Below are 17,801 nucleotides of genomic sequence, written 5' to 3'. Positions count from 1 at the left end.
TTAATTGAAAACTAAATTTTTTTTGAATTGCAACATTACTACCAAATTCAAAAAAATTACTTTGATTAGACTGTACCAAATCATAATACGTGAAAAAGCATTCAACTGCTCAGCATTTAAAAATAAATGACCATCAAAATCAACATGTTTTTTTGAAACACCAGTAACATCACTAACGTAATTTAAAAAATATTTATAATTTGGATTATAAAAATCATAAAAATAACCACTAACTAATTTTAAATCCGGTTGGTCAACATCAAAATAAGCAGAATTTCATGGTATTGTTGCTCAATCATTAAAATCATTATATTTTAAATGTTTAATCATATCTTTTGTAATATCATAATTAACAATATTAGGGTCATTTGAAGCAATTAAACTAGTGGGTGCTTGAACAGAAGTATTTACAACAAAAAATAATTTAGCAAACTTAAATCACATAATTATTTACCAAATAAACATTTTAAAATTCACCATGAACCATAAAACAAAACAAATCCAATAAAAAATTGAGTTCCATAAACTACTAAGTTTCATAAAATAGTAGTAAAATCATCAACTGGACTACCTATAAACATAGTTCAATAATCAACAATACATTGATGTATTTTATTATAAATTTCTAAAACACTCATAACTAACACCTACCCAAATAATGACCTAAAAATAAATTTAATACTACGATAAATAAAATTAAAAAACACACCTAACACCAACCAAAAAGTCAAATTAAACAAAATATAAACTTCATTAGTAATATTTGATTGATTTAAAAATATTTGAATATCTTTACTAGAAAATATAAAAATAAAATGCAATATACTAAAAACAAAATCAGACATAATTATTTACCTACATTTATTCCACTAAAATCTTGTGTTTGTTTATGACCCTTGGCAATTGTTTTACCAACTAAAACAGAAGACTTAGCAATTTTTTTAACACCATAACCTAAACCTAATGTTGGTAACATTAATTCGGGTAAAATAACCCTAAATGCAAATCTAAGCAAAATCAAAATATCATCAAAGTACCCAAATTAAAACCTAAATCACCAAGTGGAAAACTAAAAAACTTCATAAAAATTGAAGCAAATAATTGCATAACAGTTGTAATAAAAGGTATAAACATAATTTCACATCCTAATGTCTTGTAAATCTAAATAATCCCAAAATTAAATAAAATACAAAACTAACATTTATTAAAGCAAGAATAGGCAAAGGTAAAGTGTATAAACTATCATAAAAAAACGACTTAATAAAAAGGGTCACAGTATGTAATCCAGCAAAAGAACTTAAATACTGCATATAAATAGTTTGTAACAAAGCATTAACAACTGGCAAAATTTTACCTAATAAAGGTAAAACAAAAACCAAAGGTAATGTTTAATAATCTGTGTAACTTACAAAAATAACTATGTTTAATTAATTCTATAATAAACCTAGAAAGAGTGAATTACAGATGGCTAAAAAGCAAAATATTAATAATAATGATCCAATATCAAAAGCAGTAGATTTATTATTAGAAAATACTGAAGATTTAACAACAGTTTTTAAAGAGGGAGGTTTGTATAAAGAATTAACAAAAAGATTAGTAGAAAAAATGTTGAATTCTGAGATGCAAAATTATTTAGGATATGATAAGAATCAACATAGTAATAGTGACAATGCTCGTAATGGTATAAGTTCAAAAAAATTAATAACTCAACAAGGTAAAATTGAGATTGATGTACCACGAGATCGCAATAGTAATTTTAATCCTTTAATAATTGCAAAAAGACAAAGAAGATTTGATGGTTTTGATCAACAAGTTCTTTCTTTATATGCAAAAGGTATGACATTATCAGATATTAGAATGCAATTACAAGAGTTATATCATGGTGCTGATATTAGTGAAAGTGTTATTAGTCAAATTACTGATGATGTTATTGATGATGTAAAAGCATGGCAAAATCGACCATTAGATAGTATTTATCCGATTGTTTATTTTGATTGCATAGTAGTTAAAATACGACAAGATAAACGCATTATTAACAAATCTGTCTATACAGCTTTAGGAGTTGATTTAGAAGGTAAAAAAGATGTTTTAGGCTTATGAATTAGTGAAAATGAAGGTTCTAAATTTTGATTAGCCAATTTCACAGAAATGAAAAATCGAGGCTTAAATGATATTCTTATTGCTTGTAGTGATAATTTAACAGGAATGTCAGAAGCAATACAATCAGTTTATCCTAAAACAGAACATCAATTATGCATCGTTCATCAAATTAGAAATAGTTTGAAATATGTCTCATATAAGCATAGAAAATCTCTAGTTGCAGATTTAAAACCAATTTATACTGCATGTAGTGAAGAACAAGCAATGCAGGCTTTAGAAACATTTGAAAATAAGTGAAATAAACAATATCCTCAAATTGCTAAATCTTGATATAAAAATTGAGAAAATTTGATAGTTTTTATTAGTTTCAAAATTGAAATACAGCAATTGCTCATTTTATGATAAAATTTGAAGATAGAATTAATCTTAACTAGTACTTTGTAAAACAAAGATACACAGATTTCTAAAAAGCCTCTTCGGATTTATTAATAAATTATTTAAAGTTGCATTATTAATTTTATTAACATCTATATTTATTTCACTATTTGATTTTCTTATATATAATTCTTTTACTTTTTTAATATTTCCAAAAAGTTCTTTTGATATTTTTATAAAAAAATCATTTTTTTCTTTAATTATTTTATTTTTATCAATTTTTCCAAAAGTAAATATTTTTAATATTAAATAACTAATTTTTTTAAATTTGCTAATCTTTTGTTTTTTTAAATTTTCATTAATATCAACAATAGTAGTTTGAGCTAAATTAACTCTATTACTAATAATTTCTGGAGTAAATTGATTTTTATCAATGATTATTTTTATCAATTCTTTATTAATTCATTCATATTCTTCTTGTAAATTTTTATTCATTTTTTCATCCTTTCAAAATAAAAACTCATTTACTTTGAAATTAAAGCAATGAGTTAAAAACTTATATTAAGTTTAATTAAATTATACAAAAAAAATCCTATATTAAAAACAGGAATTAAAATTTTAAAGGTTATTTGGAATTTGTGTTTATTTAATAGTGTAACTTTCCAAAATAATTTAATTTTTTGATAAATATTTTTAGGAAATTTTCATTCGATATTGACACAAAAAAAGCAAAATTTGTCATTATTTAGTAAAAATTTCCTATTAGTTATCGAGTAATAATTTCCCAAAAGTGAAGTTATTTATATAACTTATAATTAATAATAATTCGATTTAAAACAGCCCTTTTTAGGGCTGTTTATTTTTTAATTTTAGTGATTTTATTTTAAAACCCTTATAATTTTTATTTTCAAAGCTATTAATTTCAACTTCATCAAACTTTTTTATTTTTAACTTTTCTAAATTTTTGTTATAAATTTCCATTTTTAAATTTGATATTTTTTTTAATTCTTCTTTTATTGAATTAAATTTAATTTCAAAATAATTTACTTTTTGAGAAATAATTCTATGTTCATTTTCATATTTTCTTATTTCATTTCTTATTTTTAATTCATTTTTATTGTTAATATCTTGATTTGTTAAACAAGATATTTTTTTATTTATTTCTTTTTCTTTTCTTTTTTCATTATCTAGCTTTTTCTCCAAACTTCTAAATTCATTACTTAACTTAGAAATTTGATTTTGACTTTCTTGTAATTGTTTATCCATATATTAAAAATCCTTTCAAAATTAGAAACCTAATTGTTTAAAAATAAAACAATTAGGTTTCTAAAACTATTTTTAATTCATATTTATTATATTCATTAAAAATTGGTTTGTAAATAAAAAAGTTCCTATATGAAAACAAGGAACTAAATTTTAGGGGTTATTTAGAATTTGTGTTTATTTAACAGTGTAACTTTCCAAAATAATTTAATTTTTGATAAATATTTTTGGGAAATTTTCACTCGATATTGACACAAAAAAAGCAAAAACATAAAGTTAAATGGTTGGTAAAACTTTACATCTTTGCTATTAACCATTATATATATATATATACAAGTTATATTATTAAAATAATTCAATTAAATTACCATTTACTACAAACAAAAAAATAAAAACACAAAATTAATGTTAATCATATTAATGAAATAAAAGAATAAATAATTATCTTTTTTATTCTTTCTTCTTTTAAAAATTTTATTTCAATATGATTAACACAAAAATAACCATTATCTTTAAATAATCAAAATAACATAGATAAAGGAGCAACTAAAAGAATAAAAAATCACTTTAAAAAGAAACTAGAATTTGGTTTCTCAACCTTATTACCAACTTCAACAATTTCTTTTTTTAATTCATTTGTTTTATAATATAATTTTCATTTTTCTAATTTTTCAGAAAAAATCACATTTTCTTTTGATAATTTTAATAAAATTTCATAACAAATAATACAGTCATTATCTAACTTTGCAACATGTAAATCCAATTTTTCTTTAATATCCAAATCTTTTTTGATTACATCATATAAAATAAAATATCTATATTAACTTACCATTTTAAGTATAAAATAAAGAAAAATATTAAAAAAAATTAGTAATATTGTTGTAATATTGTTACAAGTAACATTCATTTCTTTAAAAATAAAGAAATTGCTAACAAATTTAATATTTTAATAATCTTTAAATTTAAAATCAATTAATAATTTCTCATTCTAATGTTTAAAAATTCATAAAATTAATATTATTAATTTTAACTTCAAGATTAAATATAATGTTATAATATTTCTATGTATTATTAAATTATACAAAAGAAAGAGGAATTAACTTATTATGAGTACAATTATTAAAAATGAAGAAAATGAATCAAATGTTCAACAATTTCAAGTTGGTGACATTATTACCGTAACTCCAACTGGAATAAAGGAATTTGGAGTTTTTTGTAAGTGTCCAAATGGATTTTCTGGTTTAATTCACATTAGTCGTATTACCCCTAAATTTGTTAAAAATGTTAGTGATTATTTTACAATTGGTACATCAGTTAAAGCAGAAATAACAGGTATTGATCATACTAAACAACAATTAAGTTTAAGTACAAAAGAACAAGGATTAGTTGCAAAGAATAATTCTTCAATTGAAGAAAATGGTAAAGGATTTGCACCAATAAGAGAAACTGTTGATAATTGATTTAAAAAAGAAGAAAATAATTAAAATACTATTTTTCTTCCAAATAATAAAAAATATTGCTATTTAATGGCAATATTTTTTATTATTTTCTTGCAATCTAAAATTTTTACAACTATATTTTTATTATAAATATTAAATAGTATTATTACGAATTAATATTTTAATTTTAAATACTATAAGGAGGTTATAGAATAGTGATAAAAACTAATTTAAAGTTTACTAATTTAGATATGAAAGAATTATCAACTTTATATCAAGAAAAAGTAACGGTGATTAACGCTGAACTGGAAAGTAATGCTAAAAATGAAGATGGTTGATTAGGATGAATTGATTTTCCATTTGCATACCAAAAAGACATTACTTTTCAAGAGTCTTGAAAACGAATGAAAACTCTAGCATTGAAACTACAAAAAGAAATACAAGTTTTAGTAGTAATTGGTATTGGTGGATCATACTTAGGTGCTAGAGCAGGAATTGATATGGTGCAAGGTTTATTTAATAATACGGCTCCTGTTAAAGTAATTTATATGGGTAATACCATGAGTTCAACTTATGTTCACCAAGTTTTATCATATTTAAAAGATAAAGAATTTGCCATTAATGTTATTTCTAAATCAGGAACTACTACTGAACCAGCAATTGCCTTTCGTTTGTTAAAAGAACTATTAATTAAACAAAAGAAAAATAAGAATATTGTTAATAACAGAATTATCGCTACTACTGATAAAACAAGAGGAGTACTCCATGATTTGGCAAAAGAAGAAGGATATGAAAGCTTTGTTATTCCCGATAATATCGGTGGTAGATACTCTGTTTTAACTCCTGTTGGTATTTTTCCGATGATGGTAGCAGGAATTAACTGTGAAGAAATTATTGCTGGTGCGCAATTAGCAGCAAAAGAATGTAAAAGTGATAAAATTGATGTTAATGATGCCTATTTATATGCAGTTTCTCGCTATCATTTACATAAAACTAATAATAAAGCAGTTGAAATTTTAGTAAGCTATGAATTACAAATGCAAATGTTATGTGAATGATGAAAACAATTATTTGGTGAGTCAGAAGGTAAGGATGGCAAAGGATTATTACCAGCTAGTGTTGTTTTTTCAACTGATTTACATTCAATGGGCCAATTTATTCAAGAAGGTTCAAAAATGTTTTTTGAAACAGTAATAAAAATCAAAAAACCTAATAAAGATATCAAAATTCCACTTGATAAAGAAAACAATGATCAATTAAACTATTTAACAAAACATTCTTTACATGAAATTAATAATATTGCCTTACAAGGAACTATTGAAGCTCATAGTGATGAAATAGTAGGAAAAACACCAAATATTTTATTAGAATGGGATACAATGGATGGCAAAATGTTTGGTTATGCTAGTTATTTCTTTATGAAGGCTTGTGCTGTTAGTGCAAAATTATTAGGTGTTGACCCATTTAACCAACCTGGTGTTGAAGTATACAAAAAGAAAATGTTTACATTATTAGGTAAAAAATAATTTCCTAATAATAAATTTAATAAAACATTAAAATATAGTTATATAAAAACCATTCTTTTCAGAATGGTTTTTATATAACTTACTTAGTTGTTCTTCACTTATTAATTTACAAGGGAGCGTACCGAAGATGTCGGTAACTAAAAAGTTTTAAAAATAGCTCCTTTCTTTTTTTACCCTTGAATTAAAAATAAATGACAAAAGACGAGAATAAAAATCTTGTCTTTTTTTTGTAATTGTAAAATTTTAAAATTTTTAAGAACCGTCTTTAACGCTATTATCAACACGTGTTAGGGAACTAAAAAAGTGAACTACAACACAGTTGTTAAAAATAGTAGCTAGCCATGTGGACTTGCATGGATAAATAATAAGTGGAGTGATACCTAATAAAATATACTAACCAGTAATGGTAATTTTGGGGTGGGAGCGAATTGGAAACTAGTATATATAGACCCGAAGTGGGGACGAACTATTATTATTCTTAATTTAACCAACCTTGCCACTCTCCAGTGAGCAAGTGTTGGTTTTATTTTTTATTTTTTTTGAAAAATTTTTTTGGGCGAGAAAATAAATTTCAAACTTGTAAAAAAAATTGAGCAGTGCCGGTTCAATTAAAATATTAATTTGCTAAACGCAAATTAAATAAATATTGAATCGAATGCCTCGATGTTTTTTAAAATTTCACAATTTATTTTTGAGCCCAGAATTGATGGAATGAATAAAACGAATAGTAGTATTATTAATAATCTAAAAATCAAATTATATGTCTATGTCCTTTATGCTAGGAAGCAACAGGACATATTTAGGAAAGGATTATTATGCAAATAGAATTTAAAAAAGAACAAATTGTTAAAGATAAACCACAATCTATTCTTATTGATTATGTTGAATATAGATTATCACTGCCAAAATGAATGATTAAAAATAATTCTTTTATTGTTGACAACAGTTACACGTATTGAGTTTTTAATTTAGAAAATATTAAAAGAGAATTAAGTGGTAATGAATTAATAAAATTATTAGAACCATATATTAAAGACCAAAAAATAATTGTTAATAAACCAATTGCTCCAAAAGAATATTATCTTAATGATATAAAACTTGAACCATTAACTGGAATGGCAACACTTTTTAGGACTATTTTTTGGTAGACACTTGTTCTTGATATTTGATAGGAGTTAAGTAGTTTAAAGTGCTGTGGATTCTTATGTTGTTGTATCAATTGATATAATCAAATAATTCTAATTTTAATTGGATTAATGATGTAAAATTTTTATCATTAATAAATTCAGTTTTGAAAGTTTTAAAAGTTGCTTCAGCAACAGCATTATCATAAGGACAACCTTTTTTGCTTAAAGATCGAGTAATATTGAATGCTAATAAAAGATTATTAATAATTTTATTGTTAAATTCATTACCTCGATCACTATGAAATATTTGGATATCTTTTAAACAGCGATTTGATTGCATAAATGCTTGATATACTAGTAATGCATCTTTTTTAACTCCAACACTATGTCCAATAATTTCTCGGTTAAATAGGTCTATTAATAGGCAAATATAGTTTCATTTACCATTAACTTGAACGTAAGTTAAATCACTAACAATAACTTCATTTTTAACCCTATTATTAAAGTTTCTATTAACAAGATTGGTTATTTGACTATTATTGACTTTATTATGATGATTTTTGAATGATAATTTAGTGTATTTTGATATTAAATTATGCTTATTCATAATTTCTTTAATTTTTCTGCGTGACAAATAAATTTCTTGGTTTTCTAAAATTTTTTTTAATCTTCTAGTACCATAAACTTCTTTATTTTCTTTAAAAGCACTAATAACAGATTCATCATACATATTATTTTTGATTTTATTTTCTTTTTTCTTTAAGTTAAAATAATATGTTGATTTAGATATTTTCAAAAAACGACACATTGTACGAATTTTATATTTAACTTTATTTTAGCAATAATTTCTACTTTCTGCCTATTATTAGTGCTGCTTGCTTTAAAATATCATTTTCCATTCTTAATTGTTTTAATTCTTTTCTTAATTTAATTAATTCATTTTCTTCAACAGAACGATTATCTTTAGTTTTAAAACTACCTGAATTAGTAAATTGCTTAATTCAATTATAAGTAGCTGCTCTTGTAACATTGTACTCTTTAGCAAGACAAGACACTGACTTACCGCTTTGATATAAAGCTACTATTTGTTTTTTAAATTCATCTGAATATGAGTTAATATTGGCCATAATTATACTTCCTTTCTTTTCACTAATTTGTTCACTTGTCTACGTAATTAGTGTCCAATAAAGTGTAACCCATCCAAAGAAATTACAAAAAGAAATTATACATATATCACATAGAAAAACTAAAACAAAAACTAAACATTATAAAAAAGCATTTTTTAAGGAATGATAAAATATGATTAATAAACTTTGAACTGGTGTCAGTCTAGAAAATTATAATAACTGATATCCATTAACTGGAAAAATTACAGAAACACCACAGCAATATATACAAACATGACCAAATGTTAATGATTGATTTAAAACTTTTGCTATTCATGCTCAAAATGATATTAATGCTTATCTTGGTTTTATTTTATCTAAATTTCCTTTTGATAGTTTTAAAGATGAATTAATTAAAGAAACATTAAGATATATGGTTTTTGTAACCGCTGAACATTGAGTATTTAATCGTACACCAATTGAATTTAATGTTGATGCTACTATTCAGTTTAATAATGGTAGTCAATTTAGTGCAAATAGTATTCCTACAATTAATGTTTGAGATTTAGCACCAAGTAGAATGAAAATATTGGCAAGACTAACAGAATTAAAACAAATATTATCAAATTATAATGATGATGAAATAGATGTTGAAAAAATTGATTTAAAAGCATTTTATACCAGAAATCAAGTTGATGAATTAATTAATGAACAAAAAGAATTTACATTATCAAAACAAATTAAATTATATGATGATTTAGTTGATGATAATGAAAATGAAATATATAGAGGTCCTGTTAGAACCTGTTTAGGATCTTTTTTAACTTATTTTTGATTAAATTAATATCATAAATGTTATTTTATAGTTGAAAAATAAATTTTTAATCGATAAGTTGTCAAATGATAAAATCTTTTTAACAAAAAAATGACAAAGAAAATAAAATGTTAATTAACTGTCAGGTTAGAAATAATTATTCCCTTTTTTAGTTTAATTATGTTTAAAAGATTCCAAACAGGTTCTTAGTAAATTTGTTAATAAAGGTTATGTTGCAACTGATTATGATAAAGAAACTGAAACAATGATTTTAGATTGACCTGATGAAATTGGTACATTACCACCCGAAGCATTACAAAATAATCCACAAATTGGTGATTATACGCATGCACCAACTTGTGATTTTTCTGCTAAACAACAAAAACGAATTACTACTAATGAAAATGAAATTACCAAATTAAATACTGAATTAATTAAAGCAAATGAAAATATTAATGATGTTAAAAATAATTGATTTAATATTGAAACTAGTCCTTTATGAAAAAAAGTTGAAAATAATAATATAGAAATATTTAAATGATATTTTATTAAAATCAGTTATCAATATTCAACAGAAAATAACTTTATGAAATTTTATAAAGTAATTAAAATTTATTTAAATAATGTTTTTAATGAATTTGAATTGCTAAATGTTGATTCCATGACGTATAGTGAACAAATCCAAAATAAAAGAATTTTAAATACCGGAACGATTTACTATAACAATAAAAAGAAAGAATTTAGTGGTGGCGGTAATTCTTATCCTGAACGTGGAAAAATTAATTTAATTGGTAGTATAGAAGAAATATATCAATATCAAGGAATAGATACACCAACTGAATTTATAGCAGAAGAAGATACTGAACGTGATTATTATACAAAACAAGAAACTAATAATTTATTAGAACCTGTTTAGGATCTTTTTTAACTTATTTTTGATTAAATTAATATCATAAATGTTATTTTATAGTTGAAAAATAAATTTTTAATCAATAAGTTGTCAAATGATAAAATCTTTTTAACAAAAAAATGACAAAGAAAATAAAATGTTAATTAACTGTCAGGTTAGAAATAATTATTCCCTTTTTTAGTTTAATTATGTTTAAAAGATTCCAAACAGGTTCTTAGAACCTGTTTAGGATCTTTTTTAACTTATTTTTGATTAAATTAATATCATAAATGTTATTTTATAGTTGAAAAATAAATTTTTAATGGATAAGTTGTCAAATGATAAAATCTTTTTAACAAAAAAATGACAAAGAAAATAAAATGTTAATTAACTGTCAGGTTAGAAATAATTATTCCCTTTTTTAGTTTAATTATGTTTAAAAGATTCCAAACAGGTTCTTAGATAAAAAACAAGATAAATTAATTGCTGGTGAAAATATTAAGATTGATGAAAAAAATAATACTATTAGTGCTACTGGCGGTAGTGGTGAATCATTATGATTAATAGACCCTAATTCGCCTAATATTATTCAACCTAAAGAAAAAAGAATTATTACTTCAAATAATACTAGAATTGTTTATATAGCAGACCCTACACAACCACAAGATGATGTTAATTTAAGAACATTAAATAAAAATATCCCAGATTTAACTGATTATTATAAAAAAGAAGAAGTAGATAAAGAATTAGAAGATAAAATAGATAAAACACAATTTCAATATGCTTTTGTTCTCAATACTTTTGGTACTGAAATTGCTAATTTAGAAACTAGTGATAAAACTATTGCTGGTGCTATTAATGAATTAATTAAAAAAATAAAAGATTTAAAAATTGGTAAATGAAAAGAAGTTGGTATTAAACAAGATAATAAAACTATTAATTATAATTTTATTAAAAATAAAAGATATCGTATTTATTATAATTTTGAATTAACTGATAGTAACATAAATAATTTTTCATGAATATGTAAAGAATTTATACATAATGGGAATAATAATCAAGTTTTAGAAAATTTTTTATATAGTGATAATTCAAATACATTTTTACAATTAAATATAAATTCTATATTTATGAATACAATTCCAATTTCAAAAAAAGTTGGTCAATTGTTAAAATTAGAAGAAGAAATTACAGAAAATACTTATGAAATTACTTCAAATACATTAAATATTACAAAAAGTGAAAAAATAGATATAACTAAACCTTTAAAAATTAATTCAAAAACTTTAAATATTAAAGAATTAGCAGAAAATACTTTTGATATTGAATTAAAAAATACACCAACACCAAGTATTCCACAATGAAAAGATGTAGCCTTTAATATTAGTACTACTGGTATAAAAAATCAAGAAATTAGATATGATTGTAAAGAAAATAAATTATATCGTATATGATTTAATTTAAATCCAAGACAACAAAAAATAATATTACCAGATATTTATACATTTACTGAATTTGTTTATTCGTTAGGTTCTGGTATTCCACAAACCGTAACAGTATATAGTACTTATATAAAAGATGGTGGAAGATTACAATTATTATGTTCAAGACATGAAAATCTTGATGTTTTTAAATGAGAAGACATGAATATTAGTGGTGGTAATTTATGAAAATTACAAGAATTGCAGGAATAATATTATGTTTTTTAAAATAATAAAAAGGACGGTTGTCAAAGTTACGAAATAATTTATTATCATATTAGTAACTTATTTCCAAAATTACCATTTAAAAATGATGATAGACAAATTAAATTTTCTTTTACCCTTAAATTTAAATTTATATTCGACGTATTTTAAAAAATATAGATTTTATAAGATAAAATAAAAATTATTCTCAAAGGAAAAAGACAAGAAATAATCTTGTCTTTTTTTGTAATTGTAAAATTTTAAAATTTTTATTATTAACACTCTTTAAATATCTACTACACGCAGTGACCAAGTAGGAGAAAGTTAATAATTAATAACCCTCTTTAACGCTATTATCAACACGTGTTAGGGAACTAAAAAAGTGAACTACAACACAGTTGTTAAAAATAGCAGTTAGAGCATGTGGACTTGCATGGATAAATAATAAGTGGAGTGATACCTAATAAAATATACTAACCAGTAATGGTAATTCTTGGGGTGGGAGCGAATTGGAAACTAGTATATATAGACCTGTTGTAGGGACCTATTGTATTAATTCTATTCTTTATTTAACCAACCTTGCCACTCCCCAGTGAGCAAGTGTTGGTTTTATTTTTTATTTTTTTTGAAAAAATTTTTGGGCGAGAAAATAAATTTCAAACTTGTAAAAAAAATTGAGCGGTGCCGGTTCAATTAAAATATTAATTTGCTAAACACAAATTAAATAAATATTGAATCGAATGCCTCAATGTTTTTTAAAATTTCACAATTTATTTTTGAGCCCAGAACTTCTGGAATGAATAAAACAAATAGTAGTTATGTTCTTTATGCTAGAAGCAACAGAACATATTAATAATGAAAGTAAGGTAATTCAATAATGATTAATGAACATGATTGAATATGATTTTGTGATATTTATGGTTGTAAAAATAATAATAGTAAACAAGAAATATATGTTTGTTCAATTAAAAAAGATACAAAATTAGGATTATGTAAAACTCACTTAAATAATTATAAAAATATAACAATTGATTATGTTATTGATAAAAAACAAGAAAATGTAGATAAATAAAATGAAAAAGTATTTTTGTTGAACATGTAAACAACATAAATTTGATTATTTATTCTTTAATACTAATGATATAAAAACAAGAAAATATTTTTTAAGAGATAAAAATAGTAAAGCGATTTGTTATGACTGTATTTTAAATATTAGGTTAAGTAGGAGGTATAAATATGGATAAAGAATATTTAACTAAAAGAGGAACGATTTGCATACCAGACAGTGATGATATTGAATTTAAAATAGGACTAATTAAACTGATTGATGATTTAAAAAAAGATAATTTAGTTTGTGGTCATAAAGAATTTATTGAAGAATGTAAATATTGTTGATGTAATTGTGATTTAGAAATTATTAAAACAGTTATTAAAGGTTAACTTAATTAATGCAATATGACTTAATTATCGGAATTGACCCCGCTGGAATTGGTAATAATGGAATTGTTATATATTCACATGAAACTAATAATATTATTTTTAATGAAACATTTAATACATTAACTGTTTTATGAACTAAAAATATGTATAAAGAAAAATTTCAATTAATTAAAGAAAAATTTATTGATAAAAAAATATTAGTTATTGTAGAAAATTTCTTTTTAAATTCAAAACAATTATTAACTAATCCATTAGCAACCCCTAAAATTATTGGTGCATTAATGGTATTAGTACAAGATGTTATGAATTGAGATTATCTAGAAAACCAACCAAAAAATAAAAATAAAATAACAAATTATAAAGGAAATATAAAATTAACAAAACATGAACAAGATGCTTATAAGCATATTCAATATTATTTAAAAAATCATAAAAAAATATTAATTTTTGATAATTATTTAAGGAAATTATAAACATGAAAGAAAAAGCAAATTATGTCAAATTAACAGTAAAACTAAGTAATACTATTGAAGCAAAATATTACGAAAAAGGTAATAAAGAATTATATTATAGTGTTAGAGGTCAATGAAATGGATTAAACTATGTTACTTTAATTTTTAATAACCCAAAATTTTATAAACGATGTATTTTATTAAACAAAAATGATGAAATTTTAGTAACTGGTCAAATTTTTAATACTTTAAATATTCCTAAAAATCGTGCATTTTGTTCAATTAATGTTAAATGATTTAAAAAATGAAAAGAGTAAAAAAATGATATTATGAAAAATTTTATTAATAGTACCAATATTAATAACAAGTATAACACTAATAATAATTTTAATATTTATTATTAAAGAATTAAAAAATGAATATAAAGTATTGAAAATATTAAATGAAATTGCTAATCAAATTGAAAATAAGGAAATAAAATAATGAAATGTTTTCTTTGTATGGATGGAGAAATATATTCCCCAAAAACCTTATATAAAATAAAAAAACTGAAAAATTTAATTTATAAAGATAGAGATATTGATAGTGAAGATTTTAAAAAAAGATATGAATATCTTTTAAAAAAATTAGGTGACATTGATAAACAAATAATTTTAATAAATTTATTAATACATCAAGAAAAAAATATAGAAAGGAAAGTAAATAATGAATAAAGAAAATATACCATGTTGTTTTAGTGAAGTTAATGAAGTTGGTAAACATATAACTAATTGTACTAATTTACCAACAAAATTAGATAAAGATAATGTACAAGTAAGATATTTTTGTGAAGAACATATGATTAAAGTTGAAAATATAAGAAGAAAAATTGCTCAAAAATATATTAATGAATATAAAGAAAAATTAATTAATTTTCTTAAAGAACAAATACAAGATGAATTAGATAAAGGTGATGATGGAATACCATATATTGATGCTTTTGAGTTAATTAAAGATTTAGAAAATGGAGACATTTGATAATGAATAAATTAAAATTAAATTCTTTTGAGAAGTGAATAGAAACAAATACCAAATTATATTGAGATGAAAAAGAAGAAACATTTAAAACTAATGATAATAAAAATTAAAAAGAATAATAAATGTGGTTATGGTAGAGTTTATGCCCATAAATGTAATAACTTATGTAAGCAAAAACAAAATAAAAGAGTTAGAAAAGAAAGGTTAAATTATGAATAAAGAAAAAATAATTAATTATCTTGACAATGAATTTATGGAATTACTTAAAGATGATATTAGTGATGAAATTAAAATTAATATTAGTAATTGGAAAATGAAATTAATAATGAAATTACAAGAAAAAATAGAAAATGGAGAATTTGACTAATGATAATATTACCTACTTTGTTTGAAAATAAAGATGAAATTGAAATATTATCACCATTTCCCAAAGCAATTCATACAAGTAATGATATTAGAGCAATTATTTTAAGACAATATCCAAATATTAAATCAAAACACATAATTGTTTCTGACCCCGAAAGTAATGTTGCATTAATAGTTGGTGATAATGATGTTTATCAAGGTTGAATTAAAGTAACAGTTAAAAAATTAGAAATTAAAGGAGAATAAAATGCCAAACGAAAATACACAATCAAATTATACTTTAACCAAATTAATTAGAACTGGAATAAGTCCTATTTGTGCAATGATTGGTACAAGTGCTTATTATGGTCAAGTAATTTCAAATCCAGTATTAGGTTCAATTAATAGTTTATTATTTGGTAAAAAATTAGGTTTAGATATTTGAAATTTAAATCAAAGACCAAATACTAAAACAAAATTAATTAATAGTTCTAAAAAAATATTACTAGGTTTAGGAACAATCGGTTTAGCAAATTATAGTAAATGAACAGAAAATAATATTAATCCTATTATTCCAACAACACCAACTCCAATAACTACTACAACTACAACTGAGGGTCCACCATGATTATTATTAGATAAACAAGATAATCAGTCATTAATGGATTGAGATACATATATTAGTTTAAATGCTTATGGTATTTCAAATCTTATTAGTGGATTAACTGAGTTAATACCTAATAAATTTGAAACAATAAGAAAAATTTGTAATATGGCAACTGGTGGATGTTTGATTAGTACTGGTGTTGCTATGGGTATAAATAATAATTTTAATAATGCTTATGCAGTACCTACCATTATTGCTGGGGCATCTGAAATTATTCATAATTTATTACCTATGGAAACAAATCATCATGTTGAAGAAATGCAAGAAACAACATTTAATAATGAAACTACAAGATTAATTAATGATAATAGATTTTCAATTAATAGTGAAACAACCAGTCAATACGGTAGTGATAATATGAGCGAAGTACCATTAAATACTGATAATGCTTCATTAAATTGAGATTACAATCACATGAGTTTATAAAGGGGGTGAAAAGCAATGAATAAAGAAAAAATAATTGAATATTATAATCAAGAAATACAATCATATAAAGAAAGAATGGAACAATTAAATAAAGAAATATCTGTATTAGTAAAAATTATAAGTAATTCACAATCAATGATTGAAAGAATTAATGGTGGTCAATTTGATGAATAATTAAAAAATAAATAATTGAAAGGAAAATATTGAGATGAAAGAATTTTTACATGAATTAATAATTATTGGAACAAGTGTTGGAACATTAATTTGCAGAGAAATTATTGTTTTATTAAAAAGATTTATTACAACTCCAAAACATGTTAGAGCAAATAACAAAATTATAAAACATCAAAAAAAATTAGCAAAATTAAACGAAAAAATTAATAAAGGAGAAAAATAATATGACAAAAATTGAATTTAATGAAAAATATAGAAAAAATAATATCAAAATTGATAGAGATTTTGATTTAGATATAGGAAATTGTTTTAAATTTTCTGATATTGATATATTAGAAAATGCTGTTAATGATTATAAAAAAATAATAAGTGAAATGCCACAATTAGTTAAAGATTGATTATTGGGATAAGATTAGGAGAATGTTAAATGTTAGAAAATGAAAATAATGTTCAACAAACAACTGAACCTTTAACTGAAAATAATGTTCAACAAACAACTGAACCTTTAACTGAAAATAATGCTTCTTCACAAGAAATAGAAAATAAAGTTAATGAAGCAGAAAATAAGTTAAATAAACTTAATCAAGAAATTAAAGAAAAAGAAATTATTAATATATTTAAAAAATATCAAGTTAAAACTGAATTTTATGATTATTTAAAATTTAAAACAAGTAATATAGAAAATTCAAAAATTGAAGAAACTATTAAAAAAATGATTAAAGAACAACCAGTATTTAAAGAAACAATTAATACAGGTGGCAAACCACAAACAATAATAACAAATCAACCAAATTCAATAAAAAGTACATTATTGGATTATAAAAATAAAAATAAATTATAAGAACCTGTTTGGAATCTTTTAAACATAATTAAACTAAAAAAGGGAATAATTATTTCTAACCTGACAGTTAATTAACATTTTATTTTCTTTGTCATTTTTTTGTTAAAAAGATTTT

The 17,801-nt window shown here is 22.5% G+C and carries 27 protein-coding genes and 2 pseudogenes; 21 read left to right on the top strand and 8 right to left on the bottom strand.

Going from position 1 to position 17,801, the window contains the following annotated elements:
- From ACXUB0_RS00375 to ACXUB0_RS00360, 4 genes are all read right to left on the bottom strand, one after another.
- Positions 1-444, bottom strand: coding sequence for a hypothetical protein (locus ACXUB0_RS00375; RefSeq protein WP_458257379.1), 444 nt, complete (start codon positions 442-444; stop codon positions 1-3).
- Between the two features lie 2 nt (positions 445-446).
- Complete coding sequence (locus ACXUB0_RS00370) at positions 447-638, bottom strand: hypothetical protein (RefSeq protein WP_174481173.1); 192 nt, start codon at positions 636-638, stop codon at positions 447-449.
- A 209-nt stretch (positions 639-847) separates the two neighbouring features.
- The gene (locus ACXUB0_RS00365) at positions 848-1,015 is read right to left on the bottom strand and encodes a hypothetical protein (RefSeq protein ID WP_458257378.1); all 168 of its coding nucleotides are present in this window, start codon (positions 1,013-1,015) and stop codon (positions 848-850) included.
- A gap of 130 nt (positions 1,016-1,145) precedes the next feature.
- Positions 1,146-1,346, bottom strand: coding sequence for a hypothetical protein (locus tag ACXUB0_RS00360; protein WP_458257377.1), 201 nt, complete (start codon positions 1,344-1,346; stop codon positions 1,146-1,148).
- A gap of 118 nt (positions 1,347-1,464) precedes the next feature.
- Between ACXUB0_RS00360 and ACXUB0_RS00355 the strand changes: the two are divergent.
- Positions 1,465-2,493 (top strand): annotated as a pseudogene (locus ACXUB0_RS00355) (IS256 family transposase); the annotation flags it as partial.
- Between the two features lie 33 nt (positions 2,494-2,526).
- Here the strand turns inward: ACXUB0_RS00355 and ACXUB0_RS00350 are convergent.
- From ACXUB0_RS00350 to ACXUB0_RS00340, 3 genes are all read right to left on the bottom strand, one after another.
- Positions 2,527-2,970 (bottom strand): hypothetical protein, encoded by a 444-nt coding sequence (locus tag ACXUB0_RS00350; protein WP_458257376.1) that lies wholly within the window; start codon positions 2,968-2,970, stop codon positions 2,527-2,529.
- A 351-nt stretch (positions 2,971-3,321) separates the two neighbouring features.
- Entirely contained in the window at positions 3,322-3,741 is a 420-nt protein-coding gene (locus ACXUB0_RS00345; protein WP_458257375.1) for a hypothetical protein, read from the bottom strand.
- A 361-nt stretch (positions 3,742-4,102) separates the two neighbouring features.
- The gene (locus ACXUB0_RS00340; RefSeq protein ID WP_458257374.1) at positions 4,103-4,501 is read right to left on the bottom strand and encodes a hypothetical protein; all 399 of its coding nucleotides are present in this window, start codon (positions 4,499-4,501) and stop codon (positions 4,103-4,105) included.
- Between the two features lie 343 nt (positions 4,502-4,844).
- On the opposite strand from ACXUB0_RS00340, the gene ACXUB0_RS00335 reads away from it, so the two are divergent.
- The 3 genes from ACXUB0_RS00335 (at position 4,845) to ACXUB0_RS00325 (ending at position 7,851) form a co-directional block, all read left to right on the top strand.
- Positions 4,845-5,222, top strand: a complete 378-nt coding sequence (locus tag ACXUB0_RS00335; RefSeq protein WP_252318945.1) for a S1 RNA-binding domain-containing protein — start codon at positions 4,845-4,847, stop codon at positions 5,220-5,222.
- A 170-nt stretch (positions 5,223-5,392) separates the two neighbouring features.
- Positions 5,393-6,703, top strand: coding sequence for a glucose-6-phosphate isomerase (locus tag ACXUB0_RS00330; protein ID WP_458257373.1), 1,311 nt, complete (start codon positions 5,393-5,395; stop codon positions 6,701-6,703).
- A gap of 815 nt (positions 6,704-7,518) precedes the next feature.
- A complete protein-coding gene (locus ACXUB0_RS00325; RefSeq protein ID WP_458257372.1) occupies positions 7,519-7,851 on the top strand; it encodes a hypothetical protein in 333 nt (110 codons plus the stop codon).
- Here the strand turns inward: ACXUB0_RS00325 and ACXUB0_RS00320 are convergent.
- A pseudogene (locus ACXUB0_RS00320) lies at positions 7,838-8,957 on the bottom strand (IS3 family transposase). The gene ACXUB0_RS00325 and the pseudogene ACXUB0_RS00320 sit on opposite strands and share 14 nt — an antisense overlap.
- Positions 8,958-9,129: 172 nt before the next feature.
- Between ACXUB0_RS00320 and ACXUB0_RS00315 the strand changes: the two are divergent.
- The 17 genes from ACXUB0_RS00315 (at position 9,130) to ACXUB0_RS00235 (ending at position 17,686) form a co-directional block, all read left to right on the top strand.
- On the top strand, positions 9,130-9,780 hold the full coding sequence (locus ACXUB0_RS00315) for a hypothetical protein (RefSeq protein ID WP_458257371.1): 651 nt from the start codon (positions 9,130-9,132) through the stop codon (positions 9,778-9,780).
- Between the two features lie 235 nt (positions 9,781-10,015).
- On the top strand, positions 10,016-10,666 hold the full coding sequence (locus ACXUB0_RS00310) for a hypothetical protein (RefSeq protein ID WP_458257370.1): 651 nt from the start codon (positions 10,016-10,018) through the stop codon (positions 10,664-10,666).
- Between the two features lie 1,103 nt (positions 10,667-11,769).
- Complete coding sequence (locus ACXUB0_RS00305) at positions 11,770-12,333, top strand: hypothetical protein (RefSeq protein ID WP_458257369.1); 564 nt, start codon at positions 11,770-11,772, stop codon at positions 12,331-12,333.
- An 868-nt stretch (positions 12,334-13,201) separates the two neighbouring features.
- A complete protein-coding gene (locus tag ACXUB0_RS00300) occupies positions 13,202-13,396 on the top strand; it encodes a hypothetical protein (RefSeq protein WP_458257368.1) in 195 nt (64 codons plus the stop codon).
- Positions 13,397-13,560: 164 nt separating this feature from the next.
- A complete protein-coding gene (locus tag ACXUB0_RS00295) occupies positions 13,561-13,764 on the top strand; it encodes a hypothetical protein (RefSeq protein WP_400254810.1) in 204 nt (67 codons plus the stop codon).
- A gap of 8 nt (positions 13,765-13,772) precedes the next feature.
- Complete coding sequence (locus ACXUB0_RS00290; protein WP_458257367.1) at positions 13,773-14,237, top strand: hypothetical protein; 465 nt, start codon at positions 13,773-13,775, stop codon at positions 14,235-14,237.
- Positions 14,238-14,239: 2 nt separating this feature from the next.
- On the top strand, positions 14,240-14,533 hold the full coding sequence (locus ACXUB0_RS00285; RefSeq protein ID WP_458257366.1) for a hypothetical protein: 294 nt from the start codon (positions 14,240-14,242) through the stop codon (positions 14,531-14,533).
- A gap of 4 nt (positions 14,534-14,537) precedes the next feature.
- Entirely contained in the window at positions 14,538-14,699 is a 162-nt protein-coding gene (locus ACXUB0_RS00280; protein WP_338975126.1) for a hypothetical protein, read from the top strand.
- Positions 14,699-14,929, top strand: a complete 231-nt coding sequence (locus tag ACXUB0_RS00275) for a hypothetical protein (RefSeq protein WP_458257365.1) — start codon at positions 14,699-14,701, stop codon at positions 14,927-14,929. Before ACXUB0_RS00280 ends, ACXUB0_RS00275 begins: the two co-directional genes overlap by 1 nt.
- Positions 14,922-15,236: a hypothetical protein gene (locus ACXUB0_RS00270; RefSeq protein WP_458257364.1), complete on the top strand. Its 315-nt coding sequence runs from the start codon at positions 14,922-14,924 to the stop codon at positions 15,234-15,236. Before ACXUB0_RS00275 ends, ACXUB0_RS00270 begins: the two co-directional genes overlap by 8 nt.
- Before the next feature lie 208 nt (positions 15,237-15,444).
- Positions 15,445-15,600, top strand: coding sequence for a hypothetical protein (locus ACXUB0_RS00265; RefSeq protein ID WP_458257363.1), 156 nt, complete (start codon positions 15,445-15,447; stop codon positions 15,598-15,600).
- On the top strand, positions 15,600-15,845 hold the full coding sequence (locus tag ACXUB0_RS00260; RefSeq protein ID WP_458257362.1) for a hypothetical protein: 246 nt from the start codon (positions 15,600-15,602) through the stop codon (positions 15,843-15,845). Before ACXUB0_RS00265 ends, ACXUB0_RS00260 begins: the two co-directional genes overlap by 1 nt.
- Before the next feature lies 1 nt (position 15,846).
- A complete protein-coding gene (locus tag ACXUB0_RS00255; protein WP_458257361.1) occupies positions 15,847-16,671 on the top strand; it encodes a hypothetical protein in 825 nt (274 codons plus the stop codon).
- Between the two features lie 15 nt (positions 16,672-16,686).
- Positions 16,687-16,845, top strand: coding sequence for a hypothetical protein (locus ACXUB0_RS00250; protein WP_458257360.1), 159 nt, complete (start codon positions 16,687-16,689; stop codon positions 16,843-16,845).
- A 34-nt stretch (positions 16,846-16,879) separates the two neighbouring features.
- A complete protein-coding gene (locus ACXUB0_RS00245) occupies positions 16,880-17,068 on the top strand; it encodes a hypothetical protein (protein WP_174481134.1) in 189 nt (62 codons plus the stop codon).
- 1 nt (position 17,069) lies between these two features.
- A complete protein-coding gene (locus ACXUB0_RS00240; protein WP_458257359.1) occupies positions 17,070-17,255 on the top strand; it encodes a hypothetical protein in 186 nt (61 codons plus the stop codon).
- 17 nt (positions 17,256-17,272) lie between these two features.
- Positions 17,273-17,686 (top strand): hypothetical protein, encoded by a 414-nt coding sequence (locus tag ACXUB0_RS00235; RefSeq protein WP_458257358.1) that lies wholly within the window; start codon positions 17,273-17,275, stop codon positions 17,684-17,686.
- Positions 17,687-17,801 lie beyond the last annotated feature (115 nt).

Source organism: Spiroplasma endosymbiont of Dactylopius coccus, from assembly GCF_977110965.1.
The sequence above is the reverse complement of the archived record's forward strand: the minus strand, read 5'-3'. Positions and strand labels throughout refer to the sequence as shown.